This is a genomic window from Streptomyces sp. NPDC057287, assembly GCF_042667905.1.
In the GTDB taxonomy this organism is placed as follows: domain Bacteria; phylum Actinomycetota; class Actinomycetes; order Streptomycetales; family Streptomycetaceae; genus Streptomyces.
In genome coordinates this window covers 123,791-140,494 of the sequence record NZ_JBHUYV010000013.1, presented here as the reverse complement: position 1 = coordinate 140,494, position 16,704 = coordinate 123,791, and the positions used below count along the sequence as shown (strand labels likewise).

Annotated in this window: 16 protein-coding genes; 3 read left to right on the top strand and 13 right to left on the bottom strand. The window is 72.7% G+C overall.

Translation table 11 applies throughout. The features are described from left to right. The 8 genes from ACFUNE_RS24730 to ACFUNE_RS24695 are packed head-to-tail and all read right to left on the bottom strand — an operon-like array spanning window position 1 to window position 9,707. Window positions 1–195, bottom strand: coding sequence for an MbtH family NRPS accessory protein (locus ACFUNE_RS24730; RefSeq protein ID WP_383572041.1), 195 nt, complete (start codon window positions 193–195; stop codon window positions 1–3). Then, window positions 192–4,130, bottom strand: a complete 3,939-nt coding sequence (locus ACFUNE_RS24725; RefSeq protein ID WP_383572038.1) for an amino acid adenylation domain-containing protein — start codon at window positions 4,128–4,130, stop codon at window positions 192–194. Before ACFUNE_RS24725 ends, ACFUNE_RS24730 begins: the two co-directional genes overlap by 4 nt. Next, window positions 4,127–4,354 (bottom strand): phosphopantetheine-binding protein, encoded by a 228-nt coding sequence (locus ACFUNE_RS24720; protein WP_383572035.1) that lies wholly within the window; start codon window positions 4,352–4,354, stop codon window positions 4,127–4,129. The genes ACFUNE_RS24725 and ACFUNE_RS24720 overlap by 4 nt, the downstream gene beginning before the upstream one ends. A 5-nt stretch (window positions 4,355–4,359) precedes the next feature. Beyond that, a complete protein-coding gene (locus ACFUNE_RS24715) occupies window positions 4,360–4,992 on the bottom strand; it encodes an isochorismatase family protein (RefSeq protein WP_383572032.1) in 633 nt (210 codons plus the stop codon). A 48-nt stretch (window positions 4,993–5,040) separates the two neighbouring features. Continuing rightward, window positions 5,041–6,690 (bottom strand): (2,3-dihydroxybenzoyl)adenylate synthase, encoded by a 1,650-nt coding sequence (locus ACFUNE_RS24710; RefSeq protein ID WP_383572029.1) that lies wholly within the window; start codon window positions 6,688–6,690, stop codon window positions 5,041–5,043. Further along, window positions 6,687–7,895 carry an isochorismate synthase DhbC gene (gene dhbC, locus ACFUNE_RS24705; RefSeq protein ID WP_383572026.1) on the bottom strand — a complete coding sequence of 403 codons (1,209 nt, stop codon included), beginning with the start codon at window positions 7,893–7,895 and terminating at the stop codon, window positions 6,687–6,689. Before dhbC ends, ACFUNE_RS24710 begins: the two co-directional genes overlap by 4 nt. Before the next feature lie 58 nt (window positions 7,896–7,953). After that, entirely contained in the window at window positions 7,954–8,742 is a 789-nt protein-coding gene (locus ACFUNE_RS24700) for a 2,3-dihydro-2,3-dihydroxybenzoate dehydrogenase (protein ID WP_383572023.1), read from the bottom strand. Then, window positions 8,739–9,707 carry an ABC transporter substrate-binding protein gene (locus ACFUNE_RS24695; protein WP_383572020.1) on the bottom strand — a complete coding sequence of 323 codons (969 nt, stop codon included), beginning with the start codon at window positions 9,705–9,707 and terminating at the stop codon, window positions 8,739–8,741. The genes ACFUNE_RS24700 and ACFUNE_RS24695 overlap by 4 nt, the downstream gene beginning before the upstream one ends. 159 nt (window positions 9,708–9,866) lie before the next feature. On the opposite strand from ACFUNE_RS24695, the gene ACFUNE_RS24690 reads away from it, so the two are divergent. The 3 genes from ACFUNE_RS24690 to ACFUNE_RS24680 are packed head-to-tail and all read left to right on the top strand — an operon-like array spanning window position 9,867 to window position 12,930. Further along, on the top strand, window positions 9,867–10,952 hold the full coding sequence (locus ACFUNE_RS24690; RefSeq protein WP_383572017.1) for a FecCD family ABC transporter permease: 1,086 nt from the start codon (window positions 9,867–9,869) through the stop codon (window positions 10,950–10,952). Next, window positions 10,949–12,103 carry a FecCD family ABC transporter permease gene (locus ACFUNE_RS24685; protein WP_383572014.1) on the top strand — a complete coding sequence of 385 codons (1,155 nt, stop codon included), beginning with the start codon at window positions 10,949–10,951 and terminating at the stop codon, window positions 12,101–12,103. Before ACFUNE_RS24690 ends, ACFUNE_RS24685 begins: the two co-directional genes overlap by 4 nt. Window positions 12,104–12,111: 8 nt before the next feature. After that, window positions 12,112–12,930, top strand: a complete 819-nt coding sequence (locus tag ACFUNE_RS24680; RefSeq protein ID WP_383572011.1) for an ABC transporter ATP-binding protein — start codon at window positions 12,112–12,114, stop codon at window positions 12,928–12,930. 57 nt (window positions 12,931–12,987) lie between these two features. Here ACFUNE_RS24680 and ACFUNE_RS24675 read toward each other — a convergent pair whose 3' ends face one another. From ACFUNE_RS24675 to ACFUNE_RS24655, 5 genes are all read right to left on the bottom strand, one after another. Beyond that, complete coding sequence (locus ACFUNE_RS24675) at window positions 12,988–13,395, bottom strand: SHOCT domain-containing protein (protein WP_383572008.1); 408 nt, start codon at window positions 13,393–13,395, stop codon at window positions 12,988–12,990. A 72-nt stretch (window positions 13,396–13,467) separates the two neighbouring features. Then, window positions 13,468–13,962 (bottom strand): FBP domain-containing protein, encoded by a 495-nt coding sequence (locus ACFUNE_RS24670; RefSeq protein WP_383572005.1) that lies wholly within the window; start codon window positions 13,960–13,962, stop codon window positions 13,468–13,470. Between the two features lie 56 nt (window positions 13,963–14,018). Continuing rightward, window positions 14,019–14,513: an NUDIX hydrolase gene (locus ACFUNE_RS24665; protein ID WP_383572002.1), complete on the bottom strand. Its 495-nt coding sequence runs from the start codon at window positions 14,511–14,513 to the stop codon at window positions 14,019–14,021. 67 nt (window positions 14,514–14,580) lie between these two features. Next, window positions 14,581–15,480, bottom strand: coding sequence for a hypothetical protein (locus ACFUNE_RS24660; protein ID WP_383571999.1), 900 nt, complete (start codon window positions 15,478–15,480; stop codon window positions 14,581–14,583). Next, window positions 15,477–16,490 (bottom strand): SPFH domain-containing protein, encoded by a 1,014-nt coding sequence (locus ACFUNE_RS24655; protein WP_383571996.1) that lies wholly within the window; start codon window positions 16,488–16,490, stop codon window positions 15,477–15,479. The genes ACFUNE_RS24660 and ACFUNE_RS24655 overlap by 4 nt, the downstream gene beginning before the upstream one ends. Window positions 16,491–16,704 lie beyond the last annotated feature (214 nt).

Below are 16,704 nucleotides of genomic sequence, written 5' to 3'. Positions count from 1 at the left end.
TCAGGCCTTTTCGCGGCCCGGTGCCAGCGCGGCGGCACACGCCCCGTGCGGGGCCGGGCCGAACCGTACGGACCATCCCGCCGGCACCTCCCGCCAGACCGGCCAGAGGGACAGCTGACCCGAGGCGTTCTCCAGCACCAGATGCGTGGCGCTGTCCTCCGGACCGGCGTCGAACGGGCCGCTCTTCGCGCTCACGCGTCCAGCTCCTTCAGTCGGGCCGCCAGGACGGCGGCGACGGCGTACAGATGGCGTTCCTGCATCAACTGCGGGTGGGTGCAGTCGAGGTCGTGGTTGTCGACGGACCCGGTCACGTGAGCCCGCCACGCCTCGCGGGTCAGCCAGTCCTCAGCGCGCGGGGCGGCCGCCGTGAAGAACAACAGGTCGCCGTCGTACCTCCGGTGGTGGTGCTCGCGCATCATGCGGGCGTGGTTCGGGACGATGTCGACGATCTTCGACAGGGTGCGGTCGCTGAGCCCGGCGAGCGGGCTCCCGGCCAGGCGCAGCGTCGCCAGCACGTCCTCACGGTCCTGCTCGTGCGTACGCTCGAAGCCCGCCATCCGCAGGACGGCGGTCAGCGCGTCGCCCTCCTCGGGCGCCGGGCGCTCCCGCCACTGCTCGGCCGGGAACGCGTCGAGCAGGGCGAGCAGCTCCACCTCCTCACCTGCCTCCTGGAGCAGCACGGCCACGGTGTGCGCCAGCACTCCGCCGACGGACCAGCCCAACAGCCGGTAGGGGCCGTGCTCCTGGACCGCGCGGATGTGGTCGACGTAGTCGGACGCCTCCTCCTGCAGGGTGAGCGGCAGCGCCTCGTCGCCCACCAGCCCGCGCGCCTGGATGCCGTACACCGGCTGCTCCGGGCCGAGGCGGGCCGACAGGCCGGCGTAGCACCAGGCGATCCCGCCCGCCGGGTGAATGGTGAACAGCGGGGGGTGCCCCTCCCCGCCACGCAGTCGCAGGACGACGTCCAGGGCGTCCTCGGACGCGGGTCCCGTGGAGCCGAGCCGGGTTGCGAGCGCGGCCGGGGTCGGGGATTCGAACAGCGAGCCGATGGTCAGCTCCGTGCCGAACTCCTCCCGTACGCGCGCCACGAGCCGCACGGCGAGCAGCGAGGTGCCGCCCAGGTCGAAGAACGCGTCGTCCGGACCCACCCGGCCGACGTCCAGCACCTGCGCGAACAGCCGTGTGAGCGCCTCCTCCCGGGCGTCCGACGGACGCCGTGAGTCCGCGCCGCCGCTGAACACCGGGGCGGGCAGGGCCCGCCGGTCCAGCTTGCCGTTGGGGCTCAGCGGGAAGGCGTCCAGCGCCACCACCGCCGCCGGCACCATGTGCTCCGGCAGCTCCCGCGCCAGCGAGGCGCGTACCGCCACCGGATCCGCACTCCCGGTGATGTAGCCGACGAGCCGCTGTTCACCCGGGCGGTCCTCCCGCACCAAGGCGCAGGAGGCGTCCACCCCGCCCCGGTCCGTCAGCGCCGTCTCGATCTCGCCGAGCTCGATGCGCTGCCCGCGGAGCTTCACCTGGTCGTCCGTACGGCCGAGGTAGACGACCTCGCCCTGGTCCGTCCAGTGCGCCAGGTCCCCCGTGCGGTACATGCGCTGAGCCGGCCGGCCGAAGGGGTCGGCGACGAAGCGGGACGCGGTCAGCTCCGGACGGTTCAGATAGCCGTCGGCGAGCTGACGCCCCGCCAGGTAGAGCTCGCCGGGGATGCCCGGCGGGCAGGGCTGCAATGCGGCGTCGAGCACGTACAGACGGGTGTTCCACACGGGCCGGCCGATCGGCACCGGGCCGGTGGCGTCCGCCGCGCACGCGTGGAAGGTGACATCGACGGCCGCCTCGGTGGGGCCGTACAGATTGTGCAGCTCCGCGCCGGGCAGACCGCGGCCGAACGCGTCGGCGGTCTCACGGGGCAGCGCCTCACCGCTGCAGAAGACCCTCCTGAGACTCCCGCACGCGTCCGCGTCCGCCTCCGCGAGGAAGACCTGAAGCATCGACGGCACGAAGTGGCAGGTGGTGACGGACTGTTCACGGATCAGCCGGGCCAGATAGGCCGGATCCTTGTGACCGCCGGGTTCGGCGACCACCAGCGCGGCTCCCTGGCGCAGCGGCCAGAAGAACTCCCACACGGACACGTCGAACGACGACGGCGTCTTCTGCAGCACCCGGTCGTCCGCCGTCAGCCCGTAGGCGCCCTGCATCCAGCGCAGCCTGTTGTCGATCGCCCCGTGCGACACGACGACGCCCTTGGGGCGTCCGGTCGACCCCGAGGTGTAGATGACGTACGCCGGATGGGCCGGGGTGAGGGGACGCGCCGGGTTCACCCAGAGGTACTCCGAGACGTCGAGGCCGTCCAGGACGACCAGCGGCGTGCCGGTGTCCTCGGGGAGCCGCCCCGCCCGGTCGGTCACCGCGCAGACCGGCGCCGCGTCCTGGAGCATGTACGCCAGCCGCTGCTCGGGGTAGTCGGGGTCGAGCGGCAGATAGGCCGCACCCGCCTTCAGGACGGCGAGCAGGGACACCACGAGCTCCACCGAGCGCGGCACCGACACCGCCACCACCGCACCGGGCCGGGCACCGAGCGTCCGCAGGTGCCGGGCCAGCCGGTTGGCGCGGGTGTTCAGCTCCTCGTAGGTGAGCGTGGTACTGCCGAACACCAGGGCGGTGGCGTCGGGGGTGCGCGCGGCGCGCGACTCGATCGGGCCGATCAGCGTCGTGGGCGGAAGCGTGCGGTCGGTGTCGTTGAACGTGTTGACGACCAGCTCGAGTTCGTCCGCCGTCGCGATGCCGTGGGCGGCCGTGGGCACATGCGGGTCGGCCCGGCTCAGCCGCTCCAGCAGGTCCAGGAAGCGTTCCTGGTGGGCGGCCAGCTCCCGGCCGTCGTAGAGGGCCGGATTGCCGTCGTGGTCGATGCGCAGACCACGGCCGTCGGCCCGGTCGTAGATGTTCACCGTCAGGTCGTCGACCGGCCCGGCCGACAGGTTCCGGGCCCGCGCGGGGGCGCCCGCGAAGTCCACGTCGTAGTCGAAGGGCATGACGTTGACGAGGGGGCCGACCAGCCCGCGGTTCTCGCCGAGGAGCCGCAGGTCGCGGCGGATGTCCTCGTAGCGGAACCGCTGGTGGCGGCGGATCTCGCGGATGCCGAGCACCACCTGGCGGACCAGCTCGGCGAAGGTCGCGTCGGGGGACACGTCCAGCCGCAGCGGGAGCACGTTCATCACCATGCCGGGCACCCGCAGCGACACGGACCCCATGCGGCCCATCATCGGGAGGCCGAGCACGACCTCCTGATGACCGGTCGCCCGCGAGGTGTAGAGGGCCTGGGCGGCGATCAGCACGTCCGGCCAGGTGGCGCGGAGCCGGGCGGCCAGCTCCCGCACGCCCTCGGTGGCGTCCGTGCCCAGATGGGCCGTCCGGCGCAGGAACGTCCGTGAAGGGAGCGCGCCCCGGCCGGCGAGCCTGGGCACCTCGGGGCGGTCGGCGAACGCTCCGGTCCAGTGCGCGCGGTCGGCGGAGAAGGCCTCCGACGAGCGGTACGCGGCGTCCTCGTCCACCAGGGCGGCGAGTGTCCCGAAGGCGCGGGGGCCCGGCTCCTCGCCCCGGGCGAGCGCCGTGTAGACCTCGGCGGTCCTGCGTACGAGGAGCGAGTAGCCGAAGCCGTCCATGACGAGGTGGTGGATGCGCTGGTACCACAGCCACTTCTCCTCACCCACCCGGAACAGGGCGTGCCGGAACAGCGGGCCGGCTGCCAGGTCGAAGGGCTCGGCGAGGTCCGCGCGCATCCACGCCTCGGCCTGCCGGCCTGCGTCGGACGCGTCCCGCAGGTCGTGCGTCGTGAGCGGCGGCGCGACCGACGGCAGGACGCGCTGGCGCGGGCCGTCGGGGGAGTCCTCGACGGTGACGCGCAGGGCGTCGGCCTCGGCGGTCACGCGCCGTAGCGCCGCCGCGAACAGTGCCGGGTCGAGAGGCCCGTCGATCTCCAGGCACTCCGCCGTGTTCTGCGCGGGACTGAGCGGATCGAGGGACTGCGCGAACCACATGCCCGACTGGGCGGCGGTCAGCGGCAGCACGAGGGCCGCGGCGTCCGGGGCAGGGGCCGGGCCGGCCCCGTCGGCATCCGTGAGCAGGACGGTCACGAGACCCCCAGCAGCGGAGCCCAGGCCTCGATGGCGGGCTGCTCGGCGAGGTCCGCGAAGTCCGCCTCGACCCCGTGGTCCCGGCGCCAGCGTCCCAGCAGCGCCATGATGCGCACCGAGTCCAGCCCGTAGTCCAGGAGGTTCTCGTCGAGGGGGATGTCCGCGGGGTCCTCACCGAGGGCGTCGGCGACATCGTGGCGGATCAGATCGAGGGTGAGGGCCATGGTGTTCAGATCTCCTTCAGGAGTGCGTCGGTCGTGGTGACGACCGCGCAGCGGCCCGCCGCCCAGCGCAGCGCCATGTCGTGGTCCTCGCGCGAGAAGTCCGCGACGGCGTCGGCGACCAGGAAGGCCTGGGTGTCACGCATCCACGCGTCGCAGGCGCTCATGAGCACCCCGATGTGCGCGTACACACCGGTGATCACCAGCTGGTCGCGGCCGGACTCGCGCAGCAGCGCATCGAGTTCGGTGCGCACGTACGCGCTGTACTTCCACTTGGTCATGACGGTGTCGCCGTCCGCGGGCGCGACGGCAGCGGGAATCGCCAGCGCCTCGGGGTCGTCGGCGGCGCCGGGGCCCCAGAAGTCGAGCTGGAGCCCGCGCTCCTCCGCCGTCTGACCGCCGCGCTGCACGGAGTAGACGACCGGCACGCCGAGGCGGCGGCACTCCTCGATGACACGCGAGGTGTTGTCGAGCATGCCGGTGAGCGGCTGCTCACCGGGCGGGAACGCGCCGAGGAAGTGGTTCTGCAGGTCGTGGACCAGAAGGACGGCGCGCGCCGGGTCGACGGTCCAGTCCACCCGGTTCACGGGCAGTTCGGCCGCGGTCGGCAGTGCGTAGGAAGCGATGGCGGGAAGGGCCATGGGGTGGAACCTTTCGGTGCCGCTCTGGGCGGAACTCGGTGCTGAGTCTCAGTGCTGGGCGGACAGGGCGCGGCCGGGGAGCGCGTCGGAGCGCAGTCCCTTCTTGCTGACCTTGCCGATGCCGGTCTGCGGGAAGGCCTCGACGAATTCGACGAGGTCGGGAATCTTGTACGCGGCGACCCCGCGCTCGCGCACGAGGCGTTTGATCGCGACCGGCTTCAGCGGCTCGGCGCCCGCGCGCAGGACGACGTAGGCCAGGGTGCGTTCCCCCAGGTACTCGTCGGCCACCCCCACGACGGACACGTCGTGCACCGAGGGATGGCCGAGGATGATGTTCTCGATCTCCTCCGGGGCGACCTTCTCGCCACCCCGGTTGATCTGGTCCTTGGCGCGGCCCTCGACGATCAGATGGCCCGTGGGGGTGCGCCGCACGATGTCACCCGTGCGGTAGAAGCCGTCCTCCGTGAACGCCTTCCTGTTGTGGTCCGGCGCGCGCCAGTATCCGCGGATCGTGTAGGGGCCGCGGGTCAGCAGATGGCCGAATCCCCCCTCGGGCACGTCCTCGTCCTCGTCGTCGACGACACGGATCTCGTCGTCCTCGGAGATCGGCAGGCCCTGGGTGGTGACCACGGTCTCGTGGTCGTCGTCCAGACGCGTGTAGTTGACGAGTCCCTCGGCCATGCCGAACACCTGCATGAGCGGGCACCCCAGCGCCGGCTCCAGCCGGCGGGCGGCCGCCTCGCTGTACTTGGCGCCGCCGACGAGGACGAGGTCCAGGCTCGACAGGTCGTGCTCGGTGCCGGGGCCGGCCTCCGTCCACACCAGGGCGAGCGGCGGCACGATGCCCGTCATCGTGACGCGTTCGCTCTCCACGAGCGGGAAGGCCGTCGCCGGATCGGGTCCGGGGCACAGGACCACGGTCCCCCCGGCGTACAGCGCCCCGAGCCATCCGGGCGAGCTCATCGGGAAGTTGTGCGCGGCCGGGAGCACCACGAGGAAGCGGGTGTCGCCGTCGACGCCGCAGATCTCGTTGGAGCCGCGCAGCGAGTAGATGTAGTCGTCGTGCGTACGCGGGATGAGCTTGGGGACCCCCGTCGTGCCGCCCGACAGCTGAAGGAACGCCAGGTCGTGCGGCTCCGGCTCGAATCCGGTGTCCGTGGGCGTACGGGGCACCTCGGACAGGGCGGTGTGCTCGCCCGGCGGGCCGACGACGAAGACGTGCTTCAGGCTCGGCGTGCGCTCCTTGACCTTCGAGGCGAGCGCGAGGTGGTCGAAGCCGGCATGACGGTCGGGGACCACGTAGGCGACGGCCTCGGTGAAGGAGCAGAAGTACTCGATCTCCGTCTCGCGGTGCGCGGGGAGCGCGTAGACCGGCAGTGCGCCGATGCGGAAGAGCGCGAAGACGACCTCGATGAACTCGGCCACGTTGGGGAGCTGTATGACGACCCGGTCGCCCCGGGATATCCCGCGGGCCGTGAACCCGGCGGCGAGCCGCGAAGCCCGCTCGTCCAGTTCCCCGTACGTCCACTCACGGCGTCCGGGGGCCGGATCGACTATCGCGACCCGGTCGGGGTGCGCGGCGGCGCGCTCGCGCAGGAAGCCGCCGAAGGTCTCCCCGCGCCAGTGGCCCGCAGCGCGGTAGCGCGCCGCGAACCCGTCGGGCCAGGTGGGCGCGTCGGCTGCCTGGAGGGCGGTCACAGCGCGGCTCCGACGGCGCTCAGGAAGGTCCGGAACTTGGCCCCGGTCTCCGCCGTCTCGGCGGCCGGCGAGGACTCCGCCACCACGCCGGCGCCGGCGAACAGCCGCAGGGTGCGGCCCTCGGCCTCGGCGCAGCGGATCGTCACGACCCAGTCGCCGTCGCCGTCCGCGTCCTGCCAGCCGACCATGCCGGTGTACGCGCCGCGGTCGAAGGGCTCCGACTCCGCGATGACCTGCCGGGCCACGTCGGTCGGGGTGCCGCAGACCGCGGGGGTGGGGTGCAGCGCCGAGGCGAGGTCCAGGGCGGTGGACGACGGGTCGCGCAGCTCTCCGGCCAGCGTCGTCGACAGGTGCCACATGGCGGCGGTCCGCACGAGGGTGGGGCGTTCGGGCACCTCCAGGCTGACGCAGAACGGCGCCAGCGCCTCCCCGATGGCATCGACCACGACGGCGTGCTCGTGGAGGTCCTTCGGCGAGTCCAGGAGCGCGGCGGCCCTGCGGACGTCCTCCGCCAGGTCGTTGCTGCGCTGGGCGGACCCGGCCAGCGGGTTGGCGACGAGTCGGCTGCCCCGGCGGGCCACGAGGAGCTCGGGGCTCGCACCCACCAGGGTGCGGCCCGGGCCGCTGGGGACGGCGAAGGTGTATCCGTCCGGGTCGCGGCGTGCCAGCCGGCTCAGCATGGCCGGCAGGTCGAGGTCGCGCGCCGAGGTCAGCTCCAGCGTGCGGGCCAGGACGACCTTGTCGAACTCCCCGGCACGCATCCGCTTCACGGCCGCCGCGACCGCGTCGGAGTACTCCTCCGCGGCCGGGACCTCCCGTATCCGCCAGGCGTCGCCCCGGTCCACGTCGGGACCGTGCAGCGCGATGAGCGGGTCCTCGCGCAGGGCGGTCGCCCATCTGACCGTCTCCGGGACGGCGAGCGCCGCCTCACCGCCCGGTGCGAAGGGCACGGAGCCGACGACGACCGGCGCCGGCCCGCCCGCGCGACGGGCGGCGTCCAGGACCTCCTGCACCCGCAGGGTCAGGGGCCGTGCGTCGTGCGGCACCAGCGCCGCGGTGCCTGATGCGAGCAGGGTGTGCCGGGGTGTGGCGAGGAAGCGGTCCGTGCCGGGCCGGTAGGCCTCCAGCAGGGCGGTCGCGGCACCGGGGGCGTCGTGCGGGGGCGGAGCGGTGGGAGCGGTGGGTACGCGCAGAGAGGCAGACATGGGTGGTCTCCAGTGGGGATGGCTCGAGCTGCGGCAGGGTGGCGGAGCGGGGCGGGATTCAGGCCCGCAGGGTGGCTCCGCCGTCGACGTACAGGTCGTGCATGGTGATGTGGCGGGCGCGGTCGGACACGAGGAAGGCGACCGCGTCGGCGATGTCGGAGGGGTCCGCGATCCGGCCGAGCGGGATGCCGGTGCGGTACGTCGTGGGGTCGCCCTCGATGACGCCGCGCGCGGAGGCTTCCTCGTCACCCGCGGTCCACATGCCGCGCTGCATGTCGGTCAGGGTCGATCCGGGCGACACGGTGTTGCACCGCACGCCCCGGGAGGCGACCTCCAGGCCGAGGCACTTGGTGAACATCACGGCCGCCGCCTTGGAGGCCGCGTACGCCGCCATGTTCGTACGGGGGATGCCGGCGGCGTTGGAGGCGACGGTGACGATGCTGCCCGAACCCCGCCCGGACATCCGGCGGGAGACGGACCGCGACACGTGGAAGACGCCGTGGGTGTTGACGGCGAAGGTGGCCGCCCACTCCTCGTCCGAGAGGTCGGCGACGGGCGAACCACGCAGGATCCCGGCCACGTTGACGGCGATGTCCAGCGGACCGAGCGTGCTCTCCGTCTCCGCTACGAGGCCCTCGACGGCCGCGGAGTCCGTGACGTCGAGGGTGCGCGCGGTCACCTGGTCCTCGTACGTCCTTGCCAGGGCGGCGACACCGTCCGGGGTCAGGTCGGTGGCGAGGACGCGGGCTCCGCGGGCCACGAGCGCGTGGACGACCGCTTCGCCTATGCCGCGGCCCGCGCCCGTCACGAGGGCGAGCCGGCCGGCGAGTTCCCGCTCCTGGCTCACTTGACCATGGCCTTCCGGATGTCGTCGAGCACCGAGACGGCTGCCTGCGCGCCACCGAGGCTGGTCCACTTGGTCCCGTCGATGACGGTCGCGTGCTCGTCGCGCACCGCGCCCAGCTGTCCGTACGCGGGCTTCTTCGCCAGCTCGCCGAGGAGGTCCGCGTCGAGGGAGCCTATGAACAGCCAGTCGCCGTCGATCTCTTCGAGGTTCTCGTCGCTGAGCGGCGTGGAGTGGCCCTCGCCCTTGTCGTTCTGGATACCCGGACGCGTGAAACCGAGGTCCTTCAGGACGTCGCTGATGAACACGCCCTGCTGCATGACCGCGGTGCCCTTGGCGGAGTAGCGGGCCACGGACACGCTCGCGCCGGCCTGCGGGCCGAGGTCGGTCCTGAGGGCGGCCGCCCCCTTCTCGTAGTCGGCGAGGAACTTCTCGGCCTCGTTGGACCTGCCCAGCGTCGTGCCGGTGAGCTGGAGGGCCTTCTTCCAGTCCTTGGTGTTGTCGATGGTGACCACCGTCGGCGCGATCTTCCGGAGCTGCGCGAGCACCTGCTCGTCGGCGAGCTGCCCCGCGAGGATCACGTCCGGCTTCGCCTGGACGACCTTCTCGATGTCGGGGCCGGTGACCGCGCCCACGACGGGGATGCTCTTCGCCTGGTCCGCGAGGTACTGGGGTGCGCCCTTCTGGCCGCGTCCCGCGGTCAGACCCACCGGTTCCACGCCCAGGGCGAGGGAGGCGTCCAGGTCCATCTCGCTGAGCGCGACCACGCGCTTCGGCATGGCCGGAACCTTCACCTTCGTCCCGGCCGCGTCCGTGACCCGGGTCGTCGCCGCGGCGTCCGTGCCGGCGGATCCGGCTTCGTCCTCGGAACCGCAGGCGCTCAGCGTCAGCGCGCAGAGGGTGAGCAGGGCCGCCGACACGACGGGACGTGCGATACGGCGGGACGAGGGGGACGAATACGGCGCCATGGCCTGGGATCTCCGTTTGCGTTCGGCGAAGCCCGGTCCGGCGGGACACTCTCCGAAACGTGAATCGGAGAGAAGTGGTGCGTATTGCGCCACTTCAGGGCATAGGTGTGCCCACGGCCCGCCGGAACCGGACGAGTTCATTTAGGTTAGGCTAACCTTATGTCGATAGCGCAAGGGGGTCGGCCACGATCAGCCGGATCCCGCCCCTCCGAAGGGACCCCGTCTGCGGGGCGCCCAATTCCCTGGGTCACCACCGGACTTCTGGCACTTCTCGTGGCCCTTGTGCTGCTCTCCCTCGTCATCGGCACGGGCAACAGCCCCGTGGGACGCGCCTGGGACTTCCTGCTCGGTGATCCCGCCGCCCGGTCCGACGCACAGATCCGGCTGGCCGTCATGGACGTACGCCTCCCGCGCACGCTCGCCGCCGTCCTCGTGGGCACCTGCCTCGGCGCGGCCGGCTGTCTGCTCCAGGCCGCGACCCGCAACCCGCTCGCCGAGACCGGCCTGCTGGGCGTCAACTCCGGAGCCGCCTTCGCCGTCGTCCTCGGACTCACTTTCTTCGGCGCCGACTCACCGGGCGCGCTGCTGGTCTGGGCCCTCCTCGGCGGCATGGCGGCCAGCGCCTTGGTCCTGCTGGTCGCCGGGTCCGGACGCACCGCGGGCTCACCCCTGCGGCTCGTCCTGGCCGGATCCGCGCTGGGCGCCACCTTCCACGGCTGTACGTCGTACGTCCTGCTGGGCACGCAGTCGACGTTCGACACCTACCGCTACTGGACGATCGGTTCGCTCGCCGGAATCGAGATCTCCGACCTCCTCCCCCTGCTGCCGCTCGTGGCGCTCGGTCTCCTCACCGCACTCGGCTGCGCCCGCCCGCTCTCGGCGCTCGGCCTCGGGGACGACGGCGCCCGCTCGCTCGGCCACCACCCCGGCCGGATCCGGCTCGTGGTCGCCGGGGCCGTCTCGCTGCTCGCCGGGTGCGCGGTCGCGGTGGCGGGGCCCATCGCCTTCCTGGGACTGCTCGCCCCCTACGCCGCACGGGCGCTGACAGGGCCACGCATGATGGCCCAACTCGTCCTCTCCGCGCTGATCGCGGCCGACATCATGATCCTCGCCGACATCCTCGCCAGGGTCGTCATCCGTCCCTGGGAGACGCCGGTCAGCGTGCTGCTCGCCTTCGTGGGCGGTCCGCTGCTCGTCTGGATCGCCCGCTCCTCACGCCTGTCCACCGCGGGGGCCGAGGCATGAGCGACCCGAAGCGTGCAGGAGTCGCCGTGCCGGACACGTCGACAGCCGGAGAAGCGCTGCCGCGCACGCCCCCGACCGGAAAGCCCGCGCCGCGCACCGCCCCCTCCGACGTGACGCCGCCCGACAGCACCGTGCTGCGCGGCGGCGCCTACTCCTGGCTCCTCCCGCGCCGCAGCGCACTCGCCGCCGCGCTCCTCATGCCGGTCGTCGTCGTCCTCATCGCCCTCGCGGTGATGGCGAGTTCGACCGGAATGAGCCTGTCGCAGACGGTCTCCGGACTCCTCGGGACGGGCGACACCGGAACCGTCATGATCGTGAGGGACTTCCGGCTGCCCCGCGTCTTCACCGGACTCATGGTCGGCGCCGCGCTCGGCATCGCCGGCTGCCTCACCCAGACCCTGGCGGGCAACCGCCTCGCCACGCCCGACCTGGTCGGTGTCAACGACGGTGCCACGGCCGCCGTCGTCGCCGCCGCGGCTGGCTCCACCACCGGCATGGTCGGCGACTGGTGGCTCGGCCCGATCGGGGCGGTCGTGGCCGCCGCGGCCGTCGTCCTCTGCGCGGGCGGAGCGGGCAGCGCCGGCTACCGGGTCCTCGTGACCGGCATCGGCGTCTCCACCTTCATCGGCGCCGTGAGCGACCTGATCATGTCCCGGGAGAACGACAACACCGCGGGCGGGGTCTTCCTCTGGGCCGTCGGCAGCCTCAACGGACGGGACTGGAGCGTCGGTACGCCACTGGCTCTGGTCCTGCTGCTCCTCGTGCCGCTCGCCCTCGCGGCCGGCCACCGGCTGCAGCTGCTGCGCTTCGACGACGACGTCGCCGCCTCCCTGGGCGTCGACCTGCGCCGGCTGCGCGCCGTGGCGCTCGCCCTCGCGGTCGCGCTCGCGGGCACCGCTGTGGGCGTCGGCGGGCCGATCGCCTTCGTCGCCCTCGCCGCCCCGGTCCTGGCCCAGCGACTGGCCGGCCCCACCCGGGTCCCCGTCACCGGGTCCGCGCTCACCGGCGCCGCGCTGATCGCCGCGGCCGACGCCCTCGGGCGCGTCGCCGCACCTGTCGAACTGCCCGTCGGTGTCGTCACCAGCGTCCTCGGCGGCCCCTTCCTGCTCTGGGTCCTGCTCCGCCCGGACCGTGCCACCGGAAAGGCGTGACCATCCCCATGGCCGAGACACCCCACGAGACCGCCCCCGGTCTCGAAGTCAGCGCGCTGCACGCCGGATACCCCGGCCGGCCCGTCGTCGAGAACGTCGACCTCACCGTCCCGGCCGGAAAGGTCGTCGCGATCGTCGGCCCCAACGGTTGCGGAAAATCGACCCTGTTGCGCACCGTCGCGCGTCTCCACCGCCCCGAGTCCGGAACCGTCAAGGCCGGGGGCGAGGACATATGGGAGCTCAGCCGGCGCCGGGCGGCCCATCACGTCGCGCTGCTGCCCCAGTCGCCCCGCGCGCCTGAGGCCGTCACGGTGGCCGGGCTCGTCCGCTACGGCCGCCACCCCCAGCAGGGCCTGCTGCGCCAGTGGTCGCGGGAGGACGAGAACGCCGTACGCGACGCACTGGAGGCCACCGGGACGACGGAACTGGCGGCCGAACGACTGGACCGGCTCTCGGGAGGCCAGCGTCAGCGGTGCTGGCTCGCGATGGTGCTCGCCCAGCACACCCCGCTCATCCTGCTCGACGAACCCACCAGCGCCCTCGACCTCGGCCACGCCGTGGAAGTCCTGGAGCTGGTGCGGGAGGTGGCCGCCGCCGGCCGCACCGTCGTCATGGTGCAGCACGACCTGGCGGCGGCCGCCCGGTACGCCGATGTGCTCGTGGCCATGAAGGACGGGCGCGTCGTGGCCCGCGGTGAGCCGGCCGCCACGGTCGACGAGGCACTGGTGAAGGAGCTCTACGGTCTGGAGGCCGACATCCTCCGCGCACCGGGCGACGCCTCACCCGTGGTGGTGCCCAGGAGCGGTCGCCTCACGTCGCGAAGGTGACACGCTTCGTGCCCCGGACCGCCGGGCGGACCGGACGGGACGGGGCGCGGTGCGGGGTCAGACGAGGAGCTTGGCCTTGGCCTTGTCGTACTCCTCCTGGCTGAGATGGCCCTTGTCCTTGAGTTCGGCGAGCTTGGCGAGCTCGGACACGTGGCCACCGCCGGTACCCGGACCGTCGTCCGGCCGGGCGGCCTGCTGTACGTACTTCCGGAAGGCCTCTTCCCGGTCCTCGGCCTGCTTGGCCTCCCGCCGCCCCATGCTCTTTCCGCGGGCGATCAGGTAGACCAGCACGCCGACGTAGGGCAGCAGGATGACGAAGACCAGCCAGGCCGCCTTGGTCCAGCCGCTCAGGGAGTGGTCCTGGAAGATGTCGGTGACCACCTTGAAGAGCAGGAAGAACCACAGCACCCAGAGGAACACGTACATCATCGTCAGGAAGAGGTTCAGGAGCGGATAGTCGTCCATGGGCCTACTCCGATCGCGCGGACAGTCCCTTATTCGTACATCTGCTCCCGGCTCATCGCATTTCTGGGGAAATCAGGCGGACAGCATGTCGAGGAAGGCCGCGAGCTTGTTCCTGGTCCGCTCGATCTGCTGTTCCACGGTCAGCGACTCCTCGAAGCGGCCTCCCGGCGCCGGGGTCTTCTTCCCGCGCACGTACAGCGAGCAGTCGAGGTCGGTGCAGAGGTAGATCCCCACCGAATTCCCGTCCCGGCCCGCCTGCCCCCGCTTGCGGGCGGTCATCAGCGAGACGCCGCTGCCCGGATGCGTGGTCAGGCAGACCGAGCACATGCTGCGGTGCAGGAAGCCGCGCTGCTGCGACGGGAAGCGGAGTGTGATGCCGACGAGCTCGCCGCGCAGCTCGGTGACGACATAGCTCCGGTCGGGTGCGGACAGGTCGCGCCAGCCCAGGAAGTCCAGATCGTCCCAGCGGCGCTCGTCGAGGTCGCGGGGCAGCGGCAGGCGCTTCGCCTCTCCCTTGGAACAGTTGACGAACGACGCCCGGATGTCCTGCTCACTGACTGCTCTCATGGAGTCGACGCTAACTCTGCCTATGACTCCTAGGCAAATGTATATTGGAACTAGGTCTATGCCTGGGGTGCCGTGATCCGCAGGACATGGGCAGGCGGGTGCCCCACGCCGAGATCAGGGCGCCAGGCGTCCAGGATCTGGGCCGACGGGTCGAAGAGCGGGCCCGGGAGGTCCTCGAGAGCGGTCCACCGCCACGTGCTGATCAGGTGGGGCTCGGTGACCTCGGGGTCCGCCGACTCCACCCTCACCAGCGCCGCCATGCTGATCCGGTTGATGCCGCCCACCACGTCGTGCACCATCGCGAAGACGCTCACGCTCCTCTCGGCCACCAGCAGGCCGGTCTCCTCGCGCAGCTCCCGGGCCGCGGCGGCCGCGACCGACTCGTGCGTCGGGTCGACCTTCCCTCCCGGCAGTTCCCAGGTGCCGTCCCGGTGCCTGCCGAGGAGGATTCTGCCCTTCCCGTCCTGTACGACCACGCCCACCCCGAACGCGGCCTGGGCGAGTGGCGGACGGGTGTTGCGCGTCGGGGTGTTCACGGAATCGGTGGCCATGCGCTGCACTGCTCCCGGCTGGTCGGTCGAGGGGGGCCCTGCGGACCGCGCCATCCTCACACGCCGGTCAGGCGACCAGGCGGAGCGAGGTGTCCGAGACCCCCAGCCGGACGGACTGGCCCCACGTCAACTCCAGCGCGTCGGACTCCATCCCGTCACCGAACACCACCATCCGGTCCGATTCCACGGTGAGTCTGAGCCCGTCCCTGAGGCCCAGTTCGCCCGCGACCATCGAGGTGCCGGTGACCGGTGAGGGCCAGGCCTCGCGCACGAACCAGACCAGCCGCGGATCGGACGGGGCCGGCAGGCGCAGTGGGCTGCCGCGCTCGAGCCAGAGGGAGCGCAGCCAGCCGGAGGACCCCGTCCCCGTGCCGACCAGGACGCCGGAGGACGCCTGGGACTCGCCGTCGGAGGGTGCGCCGTCCGGGCCGATGCGGTAGCGGGCGGTCTGATGCCCGGGTGCCCCGAGGTAGATCTCGTTGAGCGCGAGCAGCCGCTGCGTGTCGTCGGCGACCGCCTCGGTCATCGTGAGCGCGTCCACCCGCCCGCCCGGTGCGACGGCGGCCCGGCACAGCGCCGCCGTGTCGCGGGCCCGGTGGCGGACGAGGACTCCCGGGTTGCGGCCGGGGTCCGTGTCGATGCCCACGACCGGCTGTCCGGACAGGTACTTCGCGGCATTGGCGACCAGGCCGTCCTGTCCGACGACGACGATCACGTCCTCGGGACCGAACAGGAAGCGGTCGAGGTCCGCCCGCTCCACCCGGGTCCGCCGCCACCGGAGTGGCACGGCGGCGGCCACCTCGGTGAGTGCCTGCTCGTTGAGCCGGTGGCGCCCGGCCACCTCCTCGATGGACCGGCCGCGTGCGGCGAGCACGAACGCGGCCTGGCCGTGCGTGCCGTGCCGCGCCAGGAGCTCCTCGTACTCGGTCGTGCGGTGCACCAGGACCGCACGCGGTGCCAGGCTCACGCCCGGTCCTCCGGCTCGGCCCTGCCGAGCTTGGCGAGCAGGCCCGTCAGGACGTCGGGGGAGAGGGTGAGGCTGTCGATGCGGGGCAGGTTCTCGGCCAGCCGCGTCGCCGCGAGGGCGTGCAACGTCCCGGGATCCACCTCGGCGTGCGCCCGCAGCCAGGCGGCCTGCGCCTCGGCGCGGGCCGCGCCGACCTCGCGTGCCGCCTCCGCCTCCGCGCGTGCCAGCCGTACGGTGCGGTCGGCCTCGGCCGCCGTGCGCACCCCGTCGGCCGCCGATTTCTCCTCGGCCTCCCGGCGGGCGTTGGTGCCTCGCTGGTCGACCAGCTGCTCCTCGCGGCGCGCGAGCTCGATCTTGCTGGCCAGCTCGTTCTCGGCGATGGTGCGCTCACGCTCGACCGCGACCGCCCGTCGCTCGTACACCGACCGGTCGGCCTCCTGCTGGATCTGTTCCCTGGCCGGGGTCCGCAGGGCGCGCTCGACCTCCGCCTCGGGGCGGATGGCGACGACGCGCACGGCGACCACGTCTATGCCGGTGGCGGGCAGGCGGGGTTCGTCCGCCAGTCCGGTGGCGACCCGTTCCCGCACGGAGGCGACCCCGTCCACCAGGGCGGTGGCGAGAGGGGTGCGGGCCAGGACGTCCAGCGCGTGCTGCTGCGCCGTCTCGGTGAGCAGGGTGGCGATCTGTTCGAGCGGCGCACCACGCCACACGCCCGTGTCGGGGTCCACGGAGAAGTCGAGGCGGGCGGCGGCCACGGCGGGGTCGCTGATCCGGTAGGTGACCGTGGCCTGGACGGTCACGTCCTGGAAGTCGGCCGTCCGGGCGTGGAAGGCCATCGCCAGCTCCCGGTCGTCGACCGGGACCTCGGAGAGCGCCGCGGAGAGCGAGCGGTACCAGAAGCTCAGCCCGGGGCCGGCCTGGACGAGCCGGCCGCGCCTGTGGTGGCGGATGTGGGCGGTGGGCGCGGAGCGCAGGTGCCGCCGGCCGAAGCGCCGGGTGATGTCTGCCATGTCAGGACCCCCTCTTTCTCGTCATGTCGACGATAACGAGGTTCCCCTATATCGTCAAGAGGACGAGAAGACTGCTCCGGGCTTGAAAGCGGCCGGGCGGGGGGGGGGGCGGGGGGCCCCCCCCCCCCGGGGGGGGGCCGGGCCCCCCCCCCCCCGGGGGGGCGCCGGGGGGGGCCCCCGCCAACCCCGGGGCCCCCGCCCCCCCGAAAGAGGG

What these genes read in the sequence shown, in the direction of transcription:
- ACFUNE_RS24680 (WP_383572011.1), top strand. Translation starts at nt 12,112, where the DNA reads ATGGCCGAGACACCCCACGAGACCGCCCCCGGTCTCGAAGTCAGCGCG.
- ACFUNE_RS24675 (WP_383572008.1), bottom strand. Translation starts at nt 13,395, where the DNA reads ATGGACGACTATCCGCTCCTGAACCTCTTCCTGACGATGATGTACGTG.
- ACFUNE_RS24715 (WP_383572032.1), bottom strand. Translation starts at nt 4,992, where the DNA reads ATGGCCCTTCCCGCCATCGCTTCCTACGCACTGCCGACCGCGGCCGAA.
- ACFUNE_RS24665 (WP_383572002.1), bottom strand. Translation starts at nt 14,513, where the DNA reads ATGGCCACCGATTCCGTGAACACCCCGACGCGCAACACCCGTCCGCCA.
- ACFUNE_RS24695 (WP_383572020.1), bottom strand. Translation starts at nt 9,707, where the DNA reads ATGGCGCCGTATTCGTCCCCCTCGTCCCGCCGTATCGCACGTCCCGTC.
- ACFUNE_RS24655 (WP_383571996.1), bottom strand. Translation starts at nt 16,490, where the DNA reads ATGGCAGACATCACCCGGCGCTTCGGCCGGCGGCACCTGCGCTCCGCG.
- ACFUNE_RS24670 (WP_383572005.1), bottom strand. Translation starts at nt 13,962, where the DNA reads ATGAGAGCAGTCAGTGAGCAGGACATCCGGGCGTCGTTCGTCAACTGT.
- dhbC (WP_383572026.1), bottom strand. Translation starts at nt 7,895, where the DNA reads ATGTCTGCCTCTCTGCGCGTACCCACCGCTCCCACCGCTCCGCCCCCG.
- ACFUNE_RS24685 (WP_383572014.1), top strand. Translation starts at nt 10,949, where the DNA reads ATGAGCGACCCGAAGCGTGCAGGAGTCGCCGTGCCGGACACGTCGACA.
- ACFUNE_RS24690 (WP_383572017.1), top strand. Translation starts at nt 9,867, where the DNA reads ATGTCGATAGCGCAAGGGGGTCGGCCACGATCAGCCGGATCCCGCCCC.
- ACFUNE_RS24720 (WP_383572035.1), bottom strand. Translation starts at nt 4,354, where the DNA reads ATGGCCCTCACCCTCGATCTGATCCGCCACGATGTCGCCGACGCCCTC.